The organism is Telluria sp. BA11 (assembly GCF_056680305.1).
Map to the genome: position 1 here is coordinate 4400260 of NZ_CM155275.1, position 20595 is coordinate 4420854.

Annotated in this window: 15 protein-coding genes and 1 tRNA gene; 11 read left to right on the top strand and 5 right to left on the bottom strand. The window is 65.2% G+C overall.

The window, feature by feature from the left end:
- Nucleotides 1–24 precede the first annotated feature (24 nt).
- The gene (gene recR / locus AC1MGT_RS19340) at nt 25–615 is read left to right on the top strand and encodes a recombination mediator RecR (RefSeq protein ID WP_499452960.1); all 591 of its coding nucleotides are present in this window, start codon (nt 25–27) and stop codon (nt 613–615) included.
- Nucleotides 616–761: 146 nt separating this feature from the next.
- A complete protein-coding gene (locus tag AC1MGT_RS19345) occupies nt 762–3167 on the top strand; it encodes a penicillin acylase family protein (RefSeq protein WP_499501628.1) in 2406 nt (801 codons plus the stop codon).
- Between the two features lie 20 nt (nt 3168–3187).
- Here AC1MGT_RS19345 and AC1MGT_RS19350 read toward each other — a convergent pair whose 3' ends face one another.
- The 3 genes from AC1MGT_RS19350 to AC1MGT_RS19360 form a co-directional block, all read right to left on the bottom strand.
- Complete coding sequence (locus AC1MGT_RS19350) at nt 3188–5359, bottom strand: putative bifunctional diguanylate cyclase/phosphodiesterase (RefSeq protein ID WP_499501629.1); 2172 nt, start codon at nt 5357–5359, stop codon at nt 3188–3190.
- 1 nt (nt 5360) lies between these two features.
- Nucleotides 5361–8255, bottom strand: a complete 2895-nt coding sequence (locus tag AC1MGT_RS19355; RefSeq protein WP_499501630.1) for a hybrid sensor histidine kinase/response regulator — start codon at nt 8253–8255, stop codon at nt 5361–5363.
- A 452-nt stretch (nt 8256–8707) separates the two neighbouring features.
- Entirely contained in the window at nt 8708–9343 is a 636-nt protein-coding gene (locus AC1MGT_RS19360; RefSeq protein ID WP_499501631.1) for an NAD(P)H-dependent oxidoreductase, read from the bottom strand.
- 96 nt (nt 9344–9439) lie between these two features.
- Here AC1MGT_RS19360 and AC1MGT_RS19365 point away from each other — a divergent pair, with 96 nt between their 5' ends.
- Complete coding sequence (locus AC1MGT_RS19365) at nt 9440–10366, top strand: LysR family transcriptional regulator (protein WP_499501632.1); 927 nt, start codon at nt 9440–9442, stop codon at nt 10364–10366.
- 75 nt (nt 10367–10441) lie between these two features.
- Nucleotides 10442–11014 (top strand): GNAT family N-acetyltransferase, encoded by a 573-nt coding sequence (locus AC1MGT_RS19370; protein ID WP_499501633.1) that lies wholly within the window; start codon nt 10442–10444, stop codon nt 11012–11014.
- 168 nt (nt 11015–11182) lie between these two features.
- Here the strand turns inward: AC1MGT_RS19370 and AC1MGT_RS19375 are convergent, their stop codons facing one another.
- A complete protein-coding gene (locus AC1MGT_RS19375) occupies nt 11183–11377 on the bottom strand; it encodes a YbdD/YjiX family protein (protein ID WP_183550582.1) in 195 nt (64 codons plus the stop codon).
- Entirely contained in the window at nt 11377–13443 is a 2067-nt protein-coding gene (locus AC1MGT_RS19380) for a carbon starvation CstA family protein (protein ID WP_499501634.1), read from the bottom strand. Before AC1MGT_RS19380 ends, AC1MGT_RS19375 begins: the two co-directional genes overlap by 1 nt.
- 201 nt (nt 13444–13644) lie before the next feature.
- Between AC1MGT_RS19380 and AC1MGT_RS19385 the strand changes: the two genes are divergently transcribed.
- From AC1MGT_RS19385 to AC1MGT_RS19415, 7 genes are all read left to right on the top strand, one after another.
- Nucleotides 13645–15003 (top strand): cache domain-containing protein, encoded by a 1359-nt coding sequence (locus tag AC1MGT_RS19385; RefSeq protein ID WP_499501635.1) that lies wholly within the window; start codon nt 13645–13647, stop codon nt 15001–15003.
- Nucleotides 15004–15007: 4 nt separating this feature from the next.
- Entirely contained in the window at nt 15008–15640 is a 633-nt protein-coding gene (locus tag AC1MGT_RS19390; RefSeq protein WP_499452967.1) for a response regulator transcription factor, read from the top strand.
- A 79-nt stretch (nt 15641–15719) separates the two neighbouring features.
- Nucleotides 15720–16898: an HDOD domain-containing protein gene (locus AC1MGT_RS19395; protein WP_499501636.1), complete on the top strand. Its 1179-nt coding sequence runs from the start codon at nt 15720–15722 to the stop codon at nt 16896–16898.
- Entirely contained in the window at nt 16891–18957 is a 2067-nt protein-coding gene (locus AC1MGT_RS19400) for a putative bifunctional diguanylate cyclase/phosphodiesterase (RefSeq protein ID WP_499501637.1), read from the top strand. Before AC1MGT_RS19395 ends, AC1MGT_RS19400 begins: the two co-directional genes overlap by 8 nt.
- 52 nt (nt 18958–19009) lie before the next feature.
- Nucleotides 19010–19099, top strand: a tRNA-Ser gene (locus AC1MGT_RS19405).
- Nucleotides 19100–19271: 172 nt separating this feature from the next.
- Nucleotides 19272–19877, top strand: a complete 606-nt coding sequence (locus AC1MGT_RS19410; RefSeq protein WP_499501638.1) for a type IV toxin-antitoxin system AbiEi family antitoxin domain-containing protein — start codon at nt 19272–19274, stop codon at nt 19875–19877.
- Nucleotides 19874–20587, top strand: a complete 714-nt coding sequence (locus AC1MGT_RS19415) for a nucleotidyl transferase AbiEii/AbiGii toxin family protein (RefSeq protein WP_499501639.1) — start codon at nt 19874–19876, stop codon at nt 20585–20587. The genes AC1MGT_RS19410 and AC1MGT_RS19415 overlap by 4 nt, the downstream gene beginning before the upstream one ends.
- Nucleotides 20588–20595: the final 8 nt, after the last annotated feature.

The window sequence follows — 20595 nt, forward strand, 5'->3', positions numbered from 1 at the left end:
GCGGGCCGTTTTATTCACCCATCCATGTCGACATCCCTCGAATTTCTCATCGAATCGCTCCGGCGCCTGCCTGGCGTGGGGCCCAAGTCCGCCCAGCGCATGGCGTTTCACCTGCTCCAGCATGACCGCGAGGGCGCCGCACAACTGTCGCGCGCGCTGTACCAGGCGGTCGACACGGTGCACCACTGCATCAAGTGCAATACCTTCTCGGACATCGAGATCTGCGACCTGTGCGCCGATCCCGAGCGCGACCACACGCTGCTGTGCGTGGTCGAAACGCCGGCCGACCAGTTGATGGTCGAGCAGACGCTGACCTGGCGCGGCCTGTACTTCGTGCTGATGGGGCGCCTGTCGCCGCTGGACAATATCGGGCCGCGCGACCTGCATCTGGAAAAGCTGGTGACGCGCGCCACCGACGAGGTGGTGGGCGAAGTGGTGCTGGCCACCAATTTCACCAACGAGGGCGAAGCCACCGCGCACTACATCAGCGAAATGCTCAAGGCGCGCGGTCTCAAGGTCAGCCGCCTGGCGCGTGGCGTTCCCGTTGGCGGCGAACTCGAGTACGTCGACGCGGGCACCATTGCGCGCGCGATGCTCGATCGGCGCAGCACGTAGGCGTGATCGTTGGCAAATGCGCTGGCAGATGCGCCGGCAAGCTCTCGACGAGGCCCGTTTACGCGGGCCTCGTTTCTTTGTGGCACAGTTATCTGGCAACATACACGGCACTAGCGCAGCACGAGTGCAGCACTTAGGGAGACACCATGCAGGGATGGAAGAAATGGACATTGCGCGGCTTGGCCGCGTTGCTGGGCCTCGTGCTGCTGGTACTGCTGGGCGCCTGGCTGTTCCTGCGCGCCAGCCTGCCGCAGCTCGACGGCGCGCGCCAAGGCGCAGGCCTGTCGGCCGAGGTGCGCATCGAGCGCGATGCGAGCGGCGTGCCCATGATCACCGGCGCGACGCGGCTAGACGTGGCATATGCGACCGGCTTCGTGCATGCCCAGGAACGCTTCTTCCAGATGGACCTGCTGCGCCGCACGGCATCCGGCGAGCTGGCCGAGTTGTTCGGTCCGCGCGCCGTGCCCCTCGACCGCGCCAACCGGCTGCACCGTTTCGCTTCCCGCGCCCAGGCCACGTTCGCGCGCCTGACGCCGGCCGAGCGTGCGCTGCTCGAACGCTACGCGACCGGTGTCAACGCCGGCCTGGCGGCGCTGAACGCGCGGCCGTTCGAATACGCACTGACTGGCGCGGCGCAGCGTCCGTGGCATGGCGCCGATTCGCTGCTCGTCGTCTGGGCCATGTACATCGACCTGCAAGGCATGCAGGCGTCGCGTGAACTGGCGCGCGGCTGGCTGCGCGAGCACAGCGACGCCGCGCAACTGGCCTTTCTGCTGCCCGAGGCGACCGCATTCGACACCACGCTCGATGGCGGCGTTCCGCCAGCGCCGGCCCCGATTCCGGCGCATGCGCCAGCCTGGTGGGGTGGGGCGCCAAACCTTCCGGATGCCCCCGTCAAGCTGGCCGGTCTCGACGTGACCGATTCCGTTGGCAGCAACAACTACGCACTGGCCGGCAGCCGCAGCACCAACGGTGCGGCGATCGTCGCCGACGATATGCACCTCGGCCTGCAATTGCCCAACATCTGGTACCGGCTGGCGCTGCGCTTTCCCGATCCGGCGGCGCCCGGCGGCCAGCGGCGCCTGGTCGGCGTGAGCCTGCCCGGCGCGCCGCCTTCGGTCATCGTCGGCAGCAATGGCCAGGTGGCGTGGGCCTTCACCAACAGCTACGCCGATGCGCTGGACCTGGTTGAGCTAGGCGTCGACGCCGCGCGCCCGGGCCAGGTCAAGTTGGCGGGCCAGTGGGAAACGCCGCAGGAACACGTCGAGTCGATCCTGGTGAAAGGCGCGCCGGCCGAACGGATGGTGGTTCGCGAGACCTCGCTTGGCCCGATCCGCGAGGTCGCCGGCCGCAGCTACGCCGTGCACTGGATCGCGCACGATCCGGCGGCGCTGAACATGCAGCATCTCAAACTTGAGTCAAGCGCCACGCTGGCTGCCGCGCTGGCGACGGCGGCCAGCGATGGCATCCCGGCGCAGAACTTCGTGGCCGGCGACGCGCAGGGGAATATCGGCTGGACAATCGCCGGCCTGCTGCCACGGCGCACGACCGCGCCGAGCGACACGACGTTTCCGCTCACGCCCGATGCGGCAACGCCGACCTGGTCGGGGGCGCTGCCTTATGCAGCGCATCCGCGTGTAGTCAATCCCGCCAACGGCCAGCTCACCACTGCCAACAGCCGCCAGTTGATGGGCGCCGGTTACGCGCTGCTGGGCGACGGCGGCTACGACCTGGGCATGCGCAACCACCAGCTGCACGATGGCCTGGCCGCTTTGGGTGCGCAGACCGACGTGCGGCGCGCGTTCGACGCGGCGCTGGACGACCGCGCGATCCTGATCGGTGCCTGGCGCGAACGCGCGCTGGCCGCGCTCGACGCCGGGGCGCTGGCAGCACATCCGGCGCGCGCCGAGTTCCGGCGCCTGCTCGAGACCAGCTGGGATGGCCGCGCCAGTGTGAATTCGGTCGGCTACCGCCTCGCGCGCGACTTCATGTGGGCGCTGCACGACCTGCTGTACGGCGGCGCCAATCTGGCGCTGAAAGACCTCGACCCAAAGGCCAGCGCTGCCGGCGCCAGCGCGCGCTGGCCGGCCGTGGTGGCGCGCCTGCTCGACGCACGACCTGCGGGCTGGCTGCCACCGGGCCACGCCGATTGGCAGGCGCTGCAACTGGCCGCGGTGGACCGTGCGATCGCCGCGCTGCAGGACGCCGGCACGCCACTGGCGCAAGCCACCTGGGGGCAGCGCAATACGGCAGGCGTTGCGCATCCGATCAGCATGGCAGTGCCGGCGCTGCGGCCCTGGCTCGCCGCACCGGCCGACCAGCTGGCCGGCGATGCGCACATGCCGCGCGTGGCGGGGCCGAAGTTCGGCCAGTCCGAACGCCTGGTCGTCTCACCGGGGCGGGAAGAAGAGGGTTTGTACAATATGCCGGGCGGGCAGAGCGGGCATCCGCTGTCGCCGTTTTTCCTGACCGGGCACGGAGCCTGGGTCGATGGCACGCCGACGCCGTTGTTGCCGGGCGCGGCGCGCTACACGCTGCGCCTCCATCCCTGAATCGGCTGGTGCTGCCGGCCTTACCTGGCCGGCAGCACCAGCTGCACGACCTGCAGCAGCTCGGTGATCGTCTCGGCGCCGGACGGGTGGCCAAGATAGTAGCCCTGCACCAGATCGCAGCCATATTCTTCGAGCAGCAAGAGCTGCTCGCCCGTCTCGACGCCTTCGGCCACCACGACCATCTTCAGCCCGTGCGCCATCGCGATGATCGCGCGCGTGATGGCTGCGTTTTCGGAATCCTGCGGCAGTCCCGAAATGAAGCTGCGGTCGATTTTCAGTGCGCGCACGTCGAAGCGCTTCAGGTAATTCATCGACGAATACCCCGTGCCGAAGTCGTCGATCGACAGGTGCACGCCGATATTGCGCAGGCGTTCGAGCGTGACCATCGTGGCGCGCGCATCGTCCATCAGCGTGCCTTCGGTGAGCTCCAGTTCGAGCAGGCGCGGTTCGAGTCCCGTGTCGAGCAGCGCCGAGAGCACGATCTGCGACAGGTTCTCGTCCTTGAACTGCTTGGCTGACAGGTTCACCGCGATGCGCAGCGTGCGCTGCGTCAGGCGCTGCCACGTGCGCGCCTGGCGGCAGGCGGTGCGCAGCACCCATTCGCCGATCGGCACGATCAGGCCCGTCTCTTCGGCCAGCGGAATGAATTCGGTCGGCGCAATCAGGCCCCGTTCGGGATGGCGCCAGCGCACCAGCGCTTCGACGCCGACGATCTCCGCGCTGGCTACATCGCGTTGCGGCTGGTAGACCAGGTACAGCTCGTCGTTCTGCAGTGCACGGCGCAGGCCGACCTCAAGCTTCACGTGGCTCATGATCTGCATCGTCAGCGATGAGCTGTACAGCTTCGCGTTGTTCTTGCCACAGCTCTTGGCATGGTACATCGCGGTGTCGGCAAACTTGAGGAGCGAGACGCAATCGTCGCCGTCTTCCGGGAACAGCGAGATGCCAATGCTGGCCGTGACGAAGATCTCGTTGCCTTCGATGATGAACGAACGCTGCATCGCTTCCTTGACCCGGTGCGCGACGTTGAGCGCGTGCTCGACCCGTTCGAGGTCCGGGATCAGGATCGTGAATTCGTCGCCGCCCAGGCGCGCCAGGTTGCTGGCGCCGTCTTCGTTCACTTCGCCGCCGTCGCCGCGCGAGACCACGTCGCTCGGGCGCGTGGTCTCGCGCAGGCGCTCGGACACCATCTTGAGCAGCTGGTCGCCCGCATTGTGGCCAAGCGTGTCGTTGATGCGCTTGAATGCGTCGAGGTCCATGAACAGCACCGCGAACTTCTTGTTGCCGATCCGTGAGCGGTGCAGCTCGCGTTCGAGCGTTTCCAGGAACGCCTGGCGGTTCGGGATCCCTGTCAGGCCGTCGCAATAGGCCAGGCGCCGGATCTGTTCTTCGGTGCGTTTGCGCTCGCTGATATCGCGCACGAGACCCAGCACTTCGGACGAACTGGTGGCCACCAGGCGCGCCTCGAAATGCTGGGCCACGCCGGCGTCGACCAGTTCGTATTCAACCGAGCGCACCTGGTGCGTGGTCAGCACGGCCTTCATCTGCTCCAGCATGCGCCCGGCGATGTCCGGCGGCAGCGTCGCGGTCAGGTGTCTGCCGATGAAGCGGGCGCCGGCGCTGTCGGGCGGGTCCGGGCGGGTAAGGCTGCCCTGGCCAGGTTGTTCGTGACCGGGACGTTCGTGACCCTGCTCGTAATCCAGATAGAAGCCGTCGGCATTCAGGCGAAAGAAGGTATCGGGAATCGCCGCCAGCACGGCGCGGTTCTGGGCGTCGGCGATGCGCAGGCGGGCGATGGCGTCGCTGGCGCGCAGCACGTACAGCACGCGGTGCCCGAGGATCTGCCAGTTGATCGGCTTGGACACGAAATCGGTCGCGCCCACTTCGTAGGCGTGGGTGACGGCTTCGATGTCGTCGCTGCCGGTCACCATGATGACCGGCACGCAGACGCCATCGCGTTCGGCGGCGCGGATCGCGCGGCACGCAGCAAAACCGTCCATGCGCGGCATGTCGACGTCCATCAGGATCAGGTCGGGCTGGCCGGTGCGGGCCTGGTCGAGGGCGTCGATGCCGTCGCCGGCCTGGATCCCGTCCAGGCCAACCTGCGCCAGCATCTCGAGCATCAGCATCCGCATGACCGGATCGTCGTCGGCAACCAGGACCGTCACGCGCTGGGTGGGAGCGGAAGGCATGTCAGGATTCCTTTTCAAGCGCTGCGTGCAGCGACAGTCTTACCGCGCGAAATTCGCGTGCCAGGTCGGCCAGCAGCGGGCCGCCGCTGTCGACATTGCCGCTGCGTCCCAGTTGCTCGAGTTCGCGGCACAGGCTGGATAAGTGCGTGGCGCCGATATTGGCGCTGGCCGATTTGAGGCCGTGGGCCACGCGCCGCACGCTTTCGGCATCGCCTTCGCCCAGCGCCTGGCGCAGCGCATGCAACTGACGCGGCGTGTCGCCGACATAGGCGGCGATCACCTTCTGCACGAGCGCGTCGCCGTCGTCGTGGCTCAGGGCGCGGATATTCTCCAGGGCGGTGCGGTTGATCGGATCGGCGCCTGGGGTAGTGCGCGGGTCGGTGCGCGGATCGGTGCGCGTGGGTGCAGGAGCCGTCGCCGGCGCAGGCCGGGCTGACGGCAGCGGCAGCGGCGTCGCTGGCGCGATCTCGACGACGGGCTCGTCGCCATGCTCGCGCGCCGACAGCAGCGGCATCGCGATCCAGCGGCCGATGACGGTGGCCAGCTGCTGCTGTGTGAAGGGCTTGGACAGGTAATCGTCCATGCCCGCCGCCAGGCAGGCTTCGCGGTCGCCCTGCAGCGCGTTGGCGGTGATTGCGATCACGGGTAGCCCGCGCTGTCGGCCCATCTCGCGCTCGTGGCGCCGGATCTCGCCGGTGGCCGCAAAGCCGTCCATCACCGGCATCTGGCAATCCATCAGCACCGCGTCCCAACGGCCTTCGTGCACGGCGCGCAGCGCTTCCTGGCCGTTTTTCGCGCAGCCCGTTTCGAGGCCCAGGCTCTCCAGCATCGCGCGGGCGACTTCGACATTGACCGGGTTGTCTTCGGCCAGCAGCACGCGCCGCGCGCGCCTGGCCGGATGCAGCGCCGGTTCCTGGCCGCTGCCTTCGGCCGGCGGCGCCGCCGGCCGCTGCAGCCGCGCCGCCCGCACCGCCAGGCACGCATACAGATCGGCCGCGCGCGCCGGTTTGACCAGCTGGTACGCCACGCCCGCTTCGCGCCGCTGTACCGGATCGGCGGCCAGCCGTTCGGGGCTGAGCAGCACCAGGTGCGTGTCGCGCGCCAGCGGTTCGGCGCGCACTGCGGCGGCCAGGGCCAGGCCGCTGGTCTCGCACAGTTCCATGTCCAGCACCGCCGCATCGTAGGGCCGGCCGGCGCGGGCCGCGTTGACCAGCCACTCGAAGGCGAGCGCGCCACCGACGTCGTCGCACTGCGCATGCCACGCTGTCAGCTGCTGCACCAGCGCCTTGCGGCTGCCATCCTGCTCGTCGACGACCAGCACGCGCAGGCCATCGAGTGTGTTGAGGTGATGGCCCGGCGCGTCCGGGTCGACCCGGTGCTTGTCGAAGCTGACCGTGAACCAGAAGACCGAGCCGCGCTGCTGTGCATTCTCGACCCCGATGGCGCCGTTCATCAGCTCGACGATCTGCTTTGAAATCGCCAGCCCAAGGCCGGTGCCGCCGTACTTGCGGGTGGTTGAGTCGTCCGCCTGCGAGAAGGCGTTGAACAGGCGCGCCCGTGCTTCGCGCGAAATGCCGATGCCCGTGTCGTGCACTTCGAAGCGCAGCACGACCTGTTGCGGGTCTTCGCCCGCCACGCGCACGCGGGCCAGGATGCGGCCATCGTCGGTGAACTTGAGCGCGTTGCCCAGCAGGTTGGCCAGGATCTGGCGCAGCCGGTTCGGATCGCCGCAGATCGCCACCGGGATGTCGTTGGCAATGTCGAAGTCGCACGCCAGGCCCTTGGCCGCGGCTTGCGGCGTGTACACCTTGTGGATCTCGTCGAGCAGGTCCCACAGGTTGAAGTTGATGTACTCGATCGTGAGCTTGCCGGCTTCGATCTTGGAAAAATCGAGGATGTCGTTGATGATCACCAGGAGGTGCTCGCCCGAGCGTTTCACCAGCTGCGTGTAGTTGCGCTGGGCGTCGGTGAGCGACGTGGCGAGCAGCATGTCGGTCATGCCCAGCACGCCATTCATCGGCGTGCGGATCTCGTGGCTCATCGTGGCCAGAAAGCCGCTCTTGGCGCGGCTGGCCGCTTCGGCCGCATTCTTGGCTTTCTCGAGCTGCTCGGTGCGCACGCCGACCTGGCGTTCGAGCTCGTCGCGATGGTGCAGCAGGGCGGCGCCGCGCTCTTCGATCTGCGCCAGCATGCCGTTGAAGCTGTCGATCAGCACGCCCAGTTCATCGCTGCGCGTGTGCGGGATCCGCAGGCCGTAGTTCTGGCTGGCCGAGACCTTGTGCGCAGCCTGGATCAGCTTGGTGATCGGCTCGGCGATGCTGTGCTTGAGCCGCCCGGCCAGCACCAGCGACACGAGCAGCGCCGCGCCCATCGCCAGCCCGATCACGCCCAGGCTGGTGGCGATGTCGAGCCACATCGGCAACAGGTCAGCCTCGATCATCACCGCGCCCACCACCAGTTCGCCGTGCTGCACTGCCTGCACCACGCGCATGTGGCGCGCCAGCAGCGCGCGGCCGCCGCGGTTGATCCGCTCGAGCGTGCCGGCCTCGATGTCGTCCAGCGGCGCGAGGGCGGCGGCCTGGCGTCCCGGCGTGTGGTAGGCGGCGATGGGCTGGCCGAAGCGGTCGTACAGTACGGCGGCCGACACGCTCTGGCGGGCTTCGAGGGCCGACAGCGTCGCGCTGGCCTGCTTGCGATCGACCAGCATCAGGTCGCCGGCGCAGGCCGCGCCGATGACGCGCGCGAATGCCGTCAATTGCGCAGCTTCGGCGCGGCGGTGGTTGTGGATGGAGGTGACGGCAAACGCGCCGAACACGAACAGCAACGCCGTCGCGGTCGAGAGCAGCGAGATGATGGTCAGCTTCCGGTTCAGGCTCGAGCGCTCGAAGTTCGGCATCGCAATTCCCGCGGTGGGCACAGCGGCATGGACCTGCACGACGCGGATCCTCCGCGCGGGCAAGAGCCCGCAGGAAAAAAATATACGGGGTAGGGGCGTGCGCGGCTTTGCGTGAACGCAAAGGGGGCGGGCGAACCGGGTTCATGTTGCAAACACGCCCGCATTAAAAGGGAGCGCATAGATTAGGTGCTGAAGGTTGATGGACTGATCCGGATGGTGACGTTCCCTATCCCACTCGCCAAAAAAGTAACTAACCAACGGTGATGGTCGGGGCCACCGAAGAGCGGCGACCATGGCCGGGGCCGGCCCATGACGCCTCATGCGCGAACGCAGAGGGCAGGGGCGATGCCTAGGGCAATACCGGGATGGTGAGTCACTCCCCTGATCATCATTGGGGAATAGGGCGGCGCGTGCAGATCGACGCCGCCCGGCAGGTTACGGCAAAACGAGGATCAGTCGATTTCGCTGACGAACTGGTCGAGCGGGCGGCGTACTTTCGCCAGGCCTGCCAGCCAGTCATCTTCGGTCTTGCGGTAGCCCAGCGGCAGAATGACCACGCTGCGCAGGTGGCGTTCGCCGAGATTCAGAATGCTGTCGACAGCGGCCGGATCGAAGCCTTCCATCGGCGTGCAATCGACTTCCTCGAAGGCGGCTGCGATCATCGCCGCGCTGAAACCGATGTAGGCCTGGCGCGCCGCGTGCTCGAAGTTCACCTGTGCATCGCGGCCCGGGTAGGTCGACAGCAGTTGCTGGCGATAGGCTTCCCAGCCTTCGTTGCGGAAACCGCGCACTTCGTTGGTCAGGTCGAACATGTGGTTGATCCGCTCGGGCGTGTAGTTGTCCCAGGCCGCAAAGACCAGCAGGTGCGAGGCGTCGACGACTTGCGCCTGATTCCAGGCGACGTCCTTGATCTTGGCACGCAGTGCCTGATTCTTCACGATCAGGATTTCATAGGGCTGCAGGCCGGACGACGTCGGCGCCAGGCGCGCCGCTTCGATGATCCGGTCCATCTTCTCCTGCGGCACCTTGCGCGTCGGGTCCATCGCCTTGGTGGCATAGCGCCAGTTCAGTTTGTCGAGCAATTCCACGTGATTCCTTTTGAAAGAGAGATGCACCATTGTATTTTTTCTCAGCAGATAGATAAACTACGATTCTGGCAAATGATTTGTTCTTGAGGAGACAAGATGGGACGGAAGTTCGATCACCTGGCCGATGTCGAGGTTTTTCTGAGCGTCGTCGAGCACGGTTCGTTCAGTGCAGCCGCGATCGTGCTGTCGACCACGCCTTCGGTGCTGAGCCGGGCTCTGTCGCGACTCGAAGCACGGCTCGCCACGCAATTACTGCGCCGGACTACGCGCAGCCTCAGCCTCACCGACGCCGGCCAGCGCTACGCCAATGAGGCACGTGACGCCTTCGCCCGCCTCGGACAGGCAGAGCAGGCAATGCGCAGCACGACAGCGCAACTGAGCGGCAAGGTACGCATGAGCGTGTCGACCGGGTACGGGCAGCAGCGCCTGCCGCCGATACTGGCCGCTTACGCGCGGGCCTATCCGCTGGTCGAACTCGACGTCGACATCACCAACCGCAACGTCGACCTGGTGGCCGAGGGATTCGACCTGGCGATCCGCTCCGGCCCGCTGCCGAGCAGCACGATGGCGTCGCGCCAGCTGGAAGCATCGCCCCTGTGCCTGCTGGCATCCCCCGCCTACCTGGAGACCGCCGGAGCACTCGCGACGCTCGACGACCTGGCGCGCCAGCAATGCATCGCCTTTGTCCGACCCAACACAGGACGTGTGTTCCCCTGGCAGCTGCGCGATGGAGGCCGCGACATCGACTGGATCCCGCCGGCGTCGGTGATGGTATCGACCGACGCGATGGGCGTCATCTGGCTGGCCGAGCAGGGAATGGGAATCGCACTGTGTCCACGCCTGTTTGCCGAAGCCAGCCTGGCGGCCGGACAGCTGGTGGAGATATTGCCGCAACTAAGTGGCCGCACGCGCGCATTCTCGGTCGTCTACCCGGCCCACCGAGGCCTGTCGGCAGCATCGCGCGCACTGATCGACATGCTGGTGGCAGCGCACGGCAGTTCAAAAAGCCGGGGTCAGGTCTGACATTTGGACACGGACTCTTCCTTAGTCCGCTCACAACGTCTTTCATAAACAGGCTATTGTTGAACTCGTGTCCGAATGTCAGACCTGACCCCGGCTGTGACCCCGGCTGTGATTCTGGTCGCTGGTCAAGCCAAGCGGCAACTTTTATTCTCAAATACTGGAGCCAATGTGCATAACGAATTACCCGCTAAATCTTCCAGCGTCCAGGTCCGTCAGGCCAGCCTCGCGGATCTTGATTTGCTCGTGCCGATGTTCGACCAATATCGCCAGTTTTACGACCAACACAGCAATCCCACCGCAGTGCGAACGTTCCTGGCAGAGCGTTTAACAAATGGTGATTCGGTTCTGTTTCTTGCGCAGGATGGCGAGGAGGCCCTTGGATTTACTCAGCTGTATCCGAGCTTTTCATCCGTATCAATGGCCCGAACTTTTATACTCAACGATCTGTTTGTCGCAGAAAACGCCCGCCGCCGCGGTGTCGGCAAGGCGCTGATCGACGCTGCGGTACGGCATGCCAAGGCGACTGGCGCAATCCGCTTGGGCTTATCCACCGCAAAAGCCAATGAAACCGCACAGGCGCTGTATCAGGAAACCGGGTGGGTACGCGAAGAAGCCTTCGCAGCGTACAACCTTAGCCTGCTCAACTGAACGAAGCCTCAGACCTTCTGGCGTCGTGGCAGCGCTGGCTCGCAAGGCTTGACTGAGTTCATGGGGTAGCGAACTGCTGGACATGAAAAAACCCCAAAAGTTGACATTCAACTTTTGGGGTTTTTAGTTCACGCAGCGTCGCCTCGACGACGCTCAGCTGCTACAGGCTCAGCAGCACGAAGCCCGGCTCCCTCCATACCGCGCCTCCTGGCGCTCACGGAAGAACTCCTCGTACGTCATCGCCGGCTCATCTGGATGCGTACGCTCCATGTGCGCCAGGTACGTGTCGTACTCGGGCAGGCCGACCATCAGGCGCAGCGACTGCCCGAGGTAACTGCCGGCCTGCTTCAGGGTGCCAAACATCAGGTCACCTGCGGTGCGGGCATGGCGACGTACGGCGACTCTTTTGCGGTCGCGCCATTCGCCTTGCGGGCATCCATCACCGTGCGCAGTCCATAGAACAGCACGGCCAGCACGACGAAGATGAAGAAGCCGGCCAGGCTGGCGTTGACGTAGTCGTTGAAGATGATTCGTTCCATCTCGACGATCGACTTGGCCGGCGCCAGGATCGTGCCGGCGTCGTGCGCGGCCTGGTACTTGTTGGCGTGCGCCACGAAGCCGATGCGCGGGTCGACGTGGAAGATCTTCTGGTAGCCCGCCGTCAGCGTGCAGGCCAGCAGCCACAGCGTCGGCAGTGCAGTGACCCACGCGTACTGGCCGCGCTTCATCTTGAACAGCACACAGGTACCGAGCATGAGCGCAATACCGGCCAGCATCTGGTTGGCGATACCGAACAGCGGCCACAAGGTGTTGATGCCGCCCAGCGGATCGACCACGCCCTGGTACAGGAAGTAACCCCAGGCCGCCACGCACAGGCCCGTGGCCAGCAGGTTGGCCGGCAGCGAATCGGTGCGCTTGAGCGATGGTGCGAACGCGCCCAGCAGATCCTGCAGCATGAAGCGGCCGGCGCGGGTGCCCGCGTCCACCGCGGTCAGGATGAACAGCGCCTCGAACAGGATCGCGAAGTGGTACCAGAACGCCATCATGGTCTGGCCACCGACCAGGTTCGACAGGATGTGGGCCATGCCCACTGCCAGCGTCGGTGCGCCACCGGCGCGCGAGATGATCGTGTGTTCGCCGACGTCGCGGGCCATTTGCTCCAGCGCTTCCGGCGTGATCACGAAGCCCATCTGCGAGACGGCAGCGGCGGCCGATTGCGCGGTGGTGCCCAGCAGGGCGGCCGGGCTGTTCATGGCGAAGTAGACGCCCGGGTCGATGGTCGACGCGGCGATCAGCGCCATCATGGCGACAAAACTTTCCATCAGCATGCCGCCGTAGCCGATGAAGCGCGCCTGCGTTTCATTTTCCAGCATCTTCGGCGTGGTACCCGAGGCGATCAGCGCGTGGAAGCCAGACACGGCGCCGCAGGCAATCGTGATGAACAGGAACGGGAAGATGCCGCCCGACCAGACCGGGCCGGTACCGTCGACGAACTTCGTCACCGCCGGCATGCGCAGGTCCGGTGCAACGACCAGGATGCCGATCGCCAGCGCCAGAATGGTGCCGATCTTGAGGAAGGTCGACAGATAGTCGCGTGGCGCCAGCAGCAGCCAAACGGGAATCACGGCGGCGACAAAGCCGTAGCCGATCAGCATCCAGGTCAGCTCGGTGCCGGTGAAGGTGAACATCGGGCCCCAGACTGGCGAATCGTGCACCCACTGGCCGCCGATGATGGCGAGCATCAGCAACACGAAGCCGATCAGCGAAATCTCGCCGATGCGCCCGACCCGCACATAGCGCGAGTAGATGCCCATGAACAGCGCGATCGGGATCGTCGCCATCACGGTGAAGGTGCCCCACGGCGAACCGGTGAGCGCTTTCACGACGATCAGCGCCAGCACGGCCAGGATGATCACCATGATCATGAAAGTGCCGAGCAGCGCGATCATGCCGGGGATCTCGCCCATTTCGGATTTGATCAAGTCACCGAGCGAGCGGCCGTCGCGGCGCGTGGACATGAACAGCACGATGAAATCCTGCACCGCGCCGGCAAACACGACGCCGGCCAGAATCCACATCATCCCGGGCAGATAACCCATCTGCGCGGCGAGCACGGGGCCCACCAGCGGGCCGGCGCCGGCAATCGCGGCAAAGTGGTGACCGAACAAAACGTTTTTGTTGGTCGGCACGTAATCAAGGCCATCGTTGAACTTGTGGGCCGGTGTCTGGCGGGTAGCGTCGAGCCCCAGCACCTTGTTGGCGATGAACTTCGAGTAGAAGCGGTAAGCGATGAGATAGACGCAGCCGGCGGCCGCGACGATCCAGATGGCATTGATGGTTTCACCGCGTTTGAGCGCGATGTAGCCGAGCGAAAACGCGCCCAGGATGGACAAGGCGATCCATCCGAGCATGCTCGTCATTTTCTTCATTGGTGACTCCTCCGATATGGATTGATGCTTCGTACGCCAGTACATGCCGGCGCGATTCTTTACAGCATGGCAATGAGTATCTTGCACAATTATCAGGACTGCAAGCGCAACTATTACGCAGAAGCTACGTACCACTACGTAGGACGCATGCCCGTAACGCACGTAAAATGCCTTGCTTTCCCATCAGAAGGCAGTCGGCCCATGCGGCTCAAGCAAAAAGTCATCATGCTGGCGGTCGCGCCGCTGGTCGTGGCCCTGTGCGCAATTACCCTCTACGTGCGCCAGCAGGCTGTCACTCTGGCGCAACAGCAGCGCGACACGATTGGCAGCGCCTACCTGGCCAGCAAGGAGGCCGAGCTGCGCCACTACGTCGAGCTGGCCACGCGCTCGATCGCGCACCTGACCCAGAGCGGCCGCAGCGACCCGGCCACGCAGGCCGAGGCGATCCGCATCCTGTCGTCGCTGAGCTACGGCGGCGACGGCTACTTTTTCGTGTATGACACGCGCGGCAAGAATCTCGCGCATCCGCGCCAGCCGGAACTGGTCGGCACCGACATGTGGAACTGGCGCGACTCGACCGGTTCGCTGACCATCCAGCGCCTGATCGGGCTGGCACAGGGCGGCGGTGGATTCCTGCGCTACACGTGGGCCAAGCCGTCAAGCAAAACGGCAGCGCCCAAGCTGGGCTACGTGGTGCCGGTCGCGCACTGGGGCTGGGTCATGGGCACCGGCATCTATCTCGACGATGTCGCGGCGGCGCTCGAACTGGTCGAGGCCCAGCAGTCACGCAACAGTGACCAGACGCTGCTGTGGATGGCGGTGCTGGCCACGCTGGCGACAATCGGCGTGGCCGGTGGCGGGCTGGCGCTGAACATCAGCGAAGGGCGCCTGGCCGACGCCAAGCTGCGCGCGCTGGCCCAGCGCGTGGTGGAATCGCAGGAAGAAGAGCGGGCGCGCCTGTCGCGCGACCTGCACGACGGGATCAGCCAGGCGCTGGTCTCGGTCAAGCTGCAGCTGGAAGCGGGCATCATCCGTCTCGACGGCGATGCGGGCAAGCGCGAGCAGGCGCGCGCGGGCCTGGAGCGCACCGTCGACCAGGTCAACACGGTGCTGGGCGAAGTGCGCCGCATCTCGCACGACCTGCGTCCGACGCTGCTCGACGACATGGGCCTGGCGCCCGCGCTGGAATACCTGGCGCGCGAATTCGGCGAGGACGCCGGCACGCCGGTGCGCTTTCGCGCGGCCGGCGCCGTGGATGCGCTGCCCGACATGGTCGGCACGGTGCTGTTTCGCATCGCGCAAGAGGCGCTGACCAATGTCGAACGCCACGCCCAGGCGAGCACCATCGAGCTCTCGCTCGAACGCGTGGCCAACCGCGTCAGCCTGTCGATTGCCGACGATGGCGTCGGCTTCGACACCGATGACGTGGCCGTGCACCCGAAGCGGGGCATCGGCTTGAGGAATATGATGGAACGGATGGAAGCGATCGGCGGACGCCTGTCGGTCAACTCGACGTCCAGCGGCACCAGCGTGGTGGCCAGCATCGACTTGAAGGAGTAGGGCAGTGAACGGTGAAACGAAAGAAGTGAAGATTCTGCTGGTGGACGACCACCCTTTGGTGCGCGACGGCCTGCGCGCGCGGCTCGAGTCGGCGCCGCACCTGAACGTCGTGGCCGAAGCCGGTTCGAGCGCCGAGGCGCTCGAACGCGCCGGCGAATACCATCCCGATTTGGTACTGATGGACGTGAACATGCGCGGCGGCAGTGGTATCGAAGCCACATTTCAGCTCACCGCGCGTTTTCCCGGTATCGCGGTCCTGATGTTGTCAATGCACGACAAACCAGAGTACGTCAGCCAGGCGATGGGCGCCGGTGCCCGCGGTTACGTGCTCAAGGATGCGCCGGGCAAGGACATCGTGCTGGCCATCGACACCGTCATGGGCGGTGGCATCTATTACAGCGCCGCACTGGCGCGCCAGCTGGCCAATCCGGCCGCGCCGAGCGACCAGCTCACGGCGCGCGAGCACGAAGTACTGGGGCATATCGCTGCCGGCCAGTCGAACAAGCAGATCGCGCGCGACCTCGATCTGTCGGTGCGCACCGTTGAAACGCATCGCCTGAACATCAAACGCAAGCTGGGTATCGAAGGCCAGGCAGAGCTGATCCGGTTCGCGGTGCAGCGCGCCGGCGGTAACTGATGGTCAATACGGGCTGTCCGGTAGGAAACTTCGATTTGCTTTATGGCATTCGGTGCAATAAGATTGCCTGGATACTACTTTGAAACTTTCCATGGCAGAGCAGGAAACATCTCCGCTGGTTGCAATCGAGCCGGTCGCAAATGCGCAAAATGAATGGGTCGCGCTCAGCCTGCGCCTGGCCCCGGGCGCCGACCTGTTGCAGCGCCTGCACACCGTGTTCGGCACGCCCGACCTGCTAGCCGCCGTCGCGCCGCTCGACTGCCTGCTGACGCTGGACGACCCGTCCCCATTGACCCCGCCGGTGCTGGCGCTGTTGCCCGCCAATCGCGTCGGGTTCGTGATCGACGCAAACGCGCTGGCCACCGATGGCGTGGCGCGCAAGCTCGTTGAACTGCATGCGTACGGTTACCGCATCTGGCTGGACGGCGACATTCCCGATGGCGTCACCGCACCGCCTGCGCTGCGCTCGGTCGCACGCAACTGCCGCGTCGCCCCATTGCCGCCAGGGCGCCTAGTGGCCCTGTTCGCCCCGCACATCGCGTACGGCGTCGACAGCGCGCGCCGTTTCTTCGGTTGCGAGATCGCCGGCTTCGACTGGTTCATCGGCGACTACGCCTACGATCCCGACATCGCGCCGTCGCCCGACGACGACGGCAGTTCGCGGCGCCGCATCCTCACGCTGCTCGGTTTGCTGGCGCGCGACGCCGATTCGTGCGAGCTCGAAGAGCAAGTCAAGCAGGATCCGGCGCTGGCCTACAATCTTCTTAAGCTGGTCAATTCGGCCGCGTTCACCGTCGCCACGCAAGTGACCAGCTTTGGCCAGGCGATCACGGTGCTGGGCCGGCGCCAGTTGCAGCGCTGGCTGCAACTGCTGCTGTACGCGCGTCAGCAACCGGACGGCCTGCCGAACCTGCTGCTGCCGCTGGCCGCGCGCCGCGGCGCCCAGCTCGAAGCGCTCGCGCGCCTGCAGGGCGACGACCGCGATGCGCAGGACCTGGCCTTCATGACCGGCGTGTTCTCGTTGCTCGACCGGCTGCTGCACATGCCGATGTCCGAGATCGCAGCCGAGCTCTACCTGCCCGAGGACGTCTACGGCGCGCTCGTGCACCGCAGCGGCCAGCTGGGCGCGTGGCTCGAACTGGTCGACGCCAATCCGACCGAGACGGTGCTGCACGCGGCCGGCGTGAGCCTGGAGCACTGGTGGAGCAGCCAGCTGCACGCCTACCACTGGGCAATCGAGGTAGGCCGCAATGTCTGACGTGCGCGAACTGGCCCCGACCGCCTTCGTCCAGGGCACGAGCGCCGTCTGCGACGCCGTCCTGCGCCTGCGCGGCGACGCGCTGGTACTGGAACTGAGCCGTCTGGTGCGCACCCTGACGGGCAGCGCGCAGGGCCGCTTCGTGCCCGGCCCGGGCCTGGTCGATCCCGGCCAACCCGGCGGACGCGTGCTGCGCCATGCGGTGGCCGTGGGCCTCGAACAATTCGGCTGGTACGAAGTGAGCGGCTTCAACGACCACGCCGAGGCCAGCGCCCACGCACTCGCCGCGCTCGCGCAACTGACGGCGAGCCTGATGCAGATGCATTCGCTGGCGCAGCGCTCGACCCACGCGTACGCCCAGATGGAAGCGCAACTGGCGCACCAGTCGCAGATCCTCGACCAGATCCACGAGTCGGTGCTGACGATGGACCAGATGGGCTACATCACCAGCTGGAACCGGGGCGCTGAACGCCTGTTCGGCTACACGTCGTTCGAAGCGGTGGGCCGCAACATCCTGTTTTTGTACGCCGACGAAGACCTGGGCGAGGAGGAGGAGGGCGGCGCGCTGCCCGACCTGTTCGCGGAGCACGGCGGGCGCATGATGGAGGTGAAACGCCGCAAGAAGTCGGGCGACATCTTCTGGGCCAGCCTGTCACTCTCGCCACTGCGCGACCTGGCCGGCCGCCCGAGCGGCCTGATCGCCTACCTGACCGACATCACCGAGCGCAAACAGGCCGAAGAGCAGCTGCACCACCTGGCCTACTACGACGAGCTGACCGGCCTGCCGAACCGCACGCTGTTCGCGCGCCTGGTCGACCAGGCCCTGATGGTGGCGCAGCGTAACGAGACGGCCGGCTGCATCCTGTTCATCGACCTGAACCGCTTCAAACGCATCAACGACACGCTGGGCCGGCGCATCGGCGACGAACTGCTCAAGCAGGTCGGCCAGCGCTTCAAGGCCACGCTGCGCGACGAAGACCTGGTGGCGCGCCTGTCGGGCGACGAATACGCGGTGGGCCTGGCCGACGTGCGCCAGCACTTCGAAGCCACCACCGTCGCGCAGAAACTGCAGGCCGCGCTCGACGCGCCCTTCATCATCGGCGGCCACGACCTGCGCGTGGGCGCCAGCATCGGCATCAGCGTCTACCCGCAGGATGGCAACGATGCCGAAACGCTGCTGGCGCTGGCCGACATCGCGATGGAACGGGCCAAGGGCGACGATGCCAACCCCGACCGCAGCGTCGCGTTCTACAGCCAGGACATGAACAAGGGCATGCAGGAGCGCATGCGCATCGAATCCGGCCTGCGCCATGCGCTGGGCAACGGCGAACTGGTGCTGTACTACCAGCCGAAGTTCGAAATCGCCAGCGGCCGCCTGGTGGGCGCGGAAGCGCTGGTGCGCTGGATGCATCCCGAGCGCGGCATCGTGCCGCCCGGCGAATTCATCCCGCTGGCCGAAACCACGGGCCTGATCGTGCAGGTGGGCGAGTGGGTGCTGGAAGAAGCCTGCGCGCAGGCGTCGATCTGGCAGCGCTCGGGCATCGCCCCGTTCCGCGTTGCTGTGAACGTGTCGGCCCGCGAATTCACGCCATCGCTGCCGGAGCGCGTGGCTACCACGCTGCAGCGCTATCAGCTCGACCCGTCGTGGCTGGAGCTGGAAATCACCGAGAGCACGCTGATGCACGATGTGGATCGCGTGACGGCGATCATGGACCAGATCACGGCGCTGGGCGTGTCGCTGTCGCTGGACGATTTCGGGACCGGGTTCTCGAGCCTGTCGTATCTGAAGCGGTTCCCGATTCATACGCTCAAGATCGACCGGTCGTTCACGATGGGGATACCGGCGGATGGGAGTGATTGCGCGATCGCGGGGACGATCATCAGCATGGCAAGGCAGTTGTGTTTGCGCGTGATTGCCGAGGGTGTCGAGACGCTGGATCAGCTGGCGTTTCTGCGCGGGGCGGGGTGTGATGAGGTGCAGGGGTATTTGTATGCGGCGCCGTTGCCGGCGTATGCTTTTGAGAAGGCGTTGCGGGAGAATTGGGCGTTGGTGGGGTGAGAGGGCAGAACTCCCTCACGCAGCCGCTGATTATGTATAATGCCGTGCAACAGGAAGCGTGGCCGAGTGGTTGAAGGCAGCAGTCTTGAAAACTGCCGACGGTGTGAGCCGTTCGTGAGTTCGAATCTCACCGCTTCCGCCAAGACACTGAAAAAAAGCCCCACACGTTGGGGCTTTTTTTCGTCTTCTCATCGGGGAAATTTCAACGATGCGGTTCGCAGTCCTCCTGTCCAGTCGAGCAATCATATTGAGAGGAAATGCACAATATGTCGGCAAATATGGATAAGTGCCGATCTTTTGTATAGACTGTCCTTATGAGTGAATCAGCTGAACGAATTCTTGCGCTTGCAAAGTCCAAAGGCATACTGCGTACACGAGATGTCGACAGTGCCGGTGCACCGCGCGCACTGCTCGCCTCGCTGGCCGACGACGGCCGGCTGCTCAAACTCGGCCGCGGGATGTATACGCTGCCCGACCGGGCTGCGTCGGAGCACGAAAGTTTTGCCGAAGTGGCTACACGCAGCGAAAGCGGGGTGCTTTGCCTGCTTTCCGCGCTGCGTTTTCATGATCTGACCACGCAGCAGTCATCCGAAATCTGGCTCGCCATCCCACACAAGGCCCGTGCTCCGCGCTTGGATTACCCGCCACTTAGGATCATCCGCATGTCGGGGTTGGCAATGACCGAGGGCGTCGATGTTGCAGACGTTGGTAGTGTTCAGGTGCGCGTATTCAATGTTGCGAAGACGGTTGCTGACTGCTTCAAGTTCCGCAACAAGATCGGCCTCGACGTAGCGCTCGAAGCCTTGCGCGAAGCCTGGAACGATAAGCGCGCAACGATGGACGACCTGTGGCGCTATGCCGAAATCTGCCGGGTAGCGAACGTCATGCGACCGTATCTGGAAACAGTGGGGGCCGTATGAAAACAGCGAATCGTGGCGCATCGGTGCGTGCACGGTTGCTGAACCGCGCGAAGGCCGACAGGTTAGACTTCAACCTGATCCTGACACGGTATTCGCTCGAGCGGCTGTTGTACCGTTTGAGCATCTCGTCCTGGGCCGATCAGTTCTTGCTGAAGGGCGCGCTCCTCTTCGACCTGTGGTTCGATCAGCCGCACCGGCCGACCCGTGACATCGACTTGCTTGGCTTCGGACCTTCCGAAATTGACGACTTGGTTGAGCTTTTCCAGCAGGTCTGTGTCCAGACGTCAGACGATGGCATGGTCTTCGACCAAGGCAGCGTGCAGGCGACGCGGATTCGCAAGGACGCCAACTATGAGGGTGTTCGCGTGACGCTGACGGGCAAACTGGACAGTGCGCGCTGCCCGGTGCAGATCGACATCGGGTATGGCGATGCCGTTACACCTGCGGCAGAACTCGTGCAATTTCCGGCGCTTCTTGAAGATGTCGCGCCGCCATCGCTGCGTGCCTATCCGGTATACACCGTGATCGCTGAGAAGTACGAAGCGATCGTCAGTCTGGGTATGGCTAACACGCGCTTGAAAGATTATTTCGACCTGTGGTTTCTTGCGACCTACGCAAAGACCGATGAGGCTATTCAGCAGCACCCCCGGGGTCTCGGTTTCCCCCGTAGTAGAGAAACCAAGGTAATTCAGATCACGTCATTGCACTAGCAGATGAG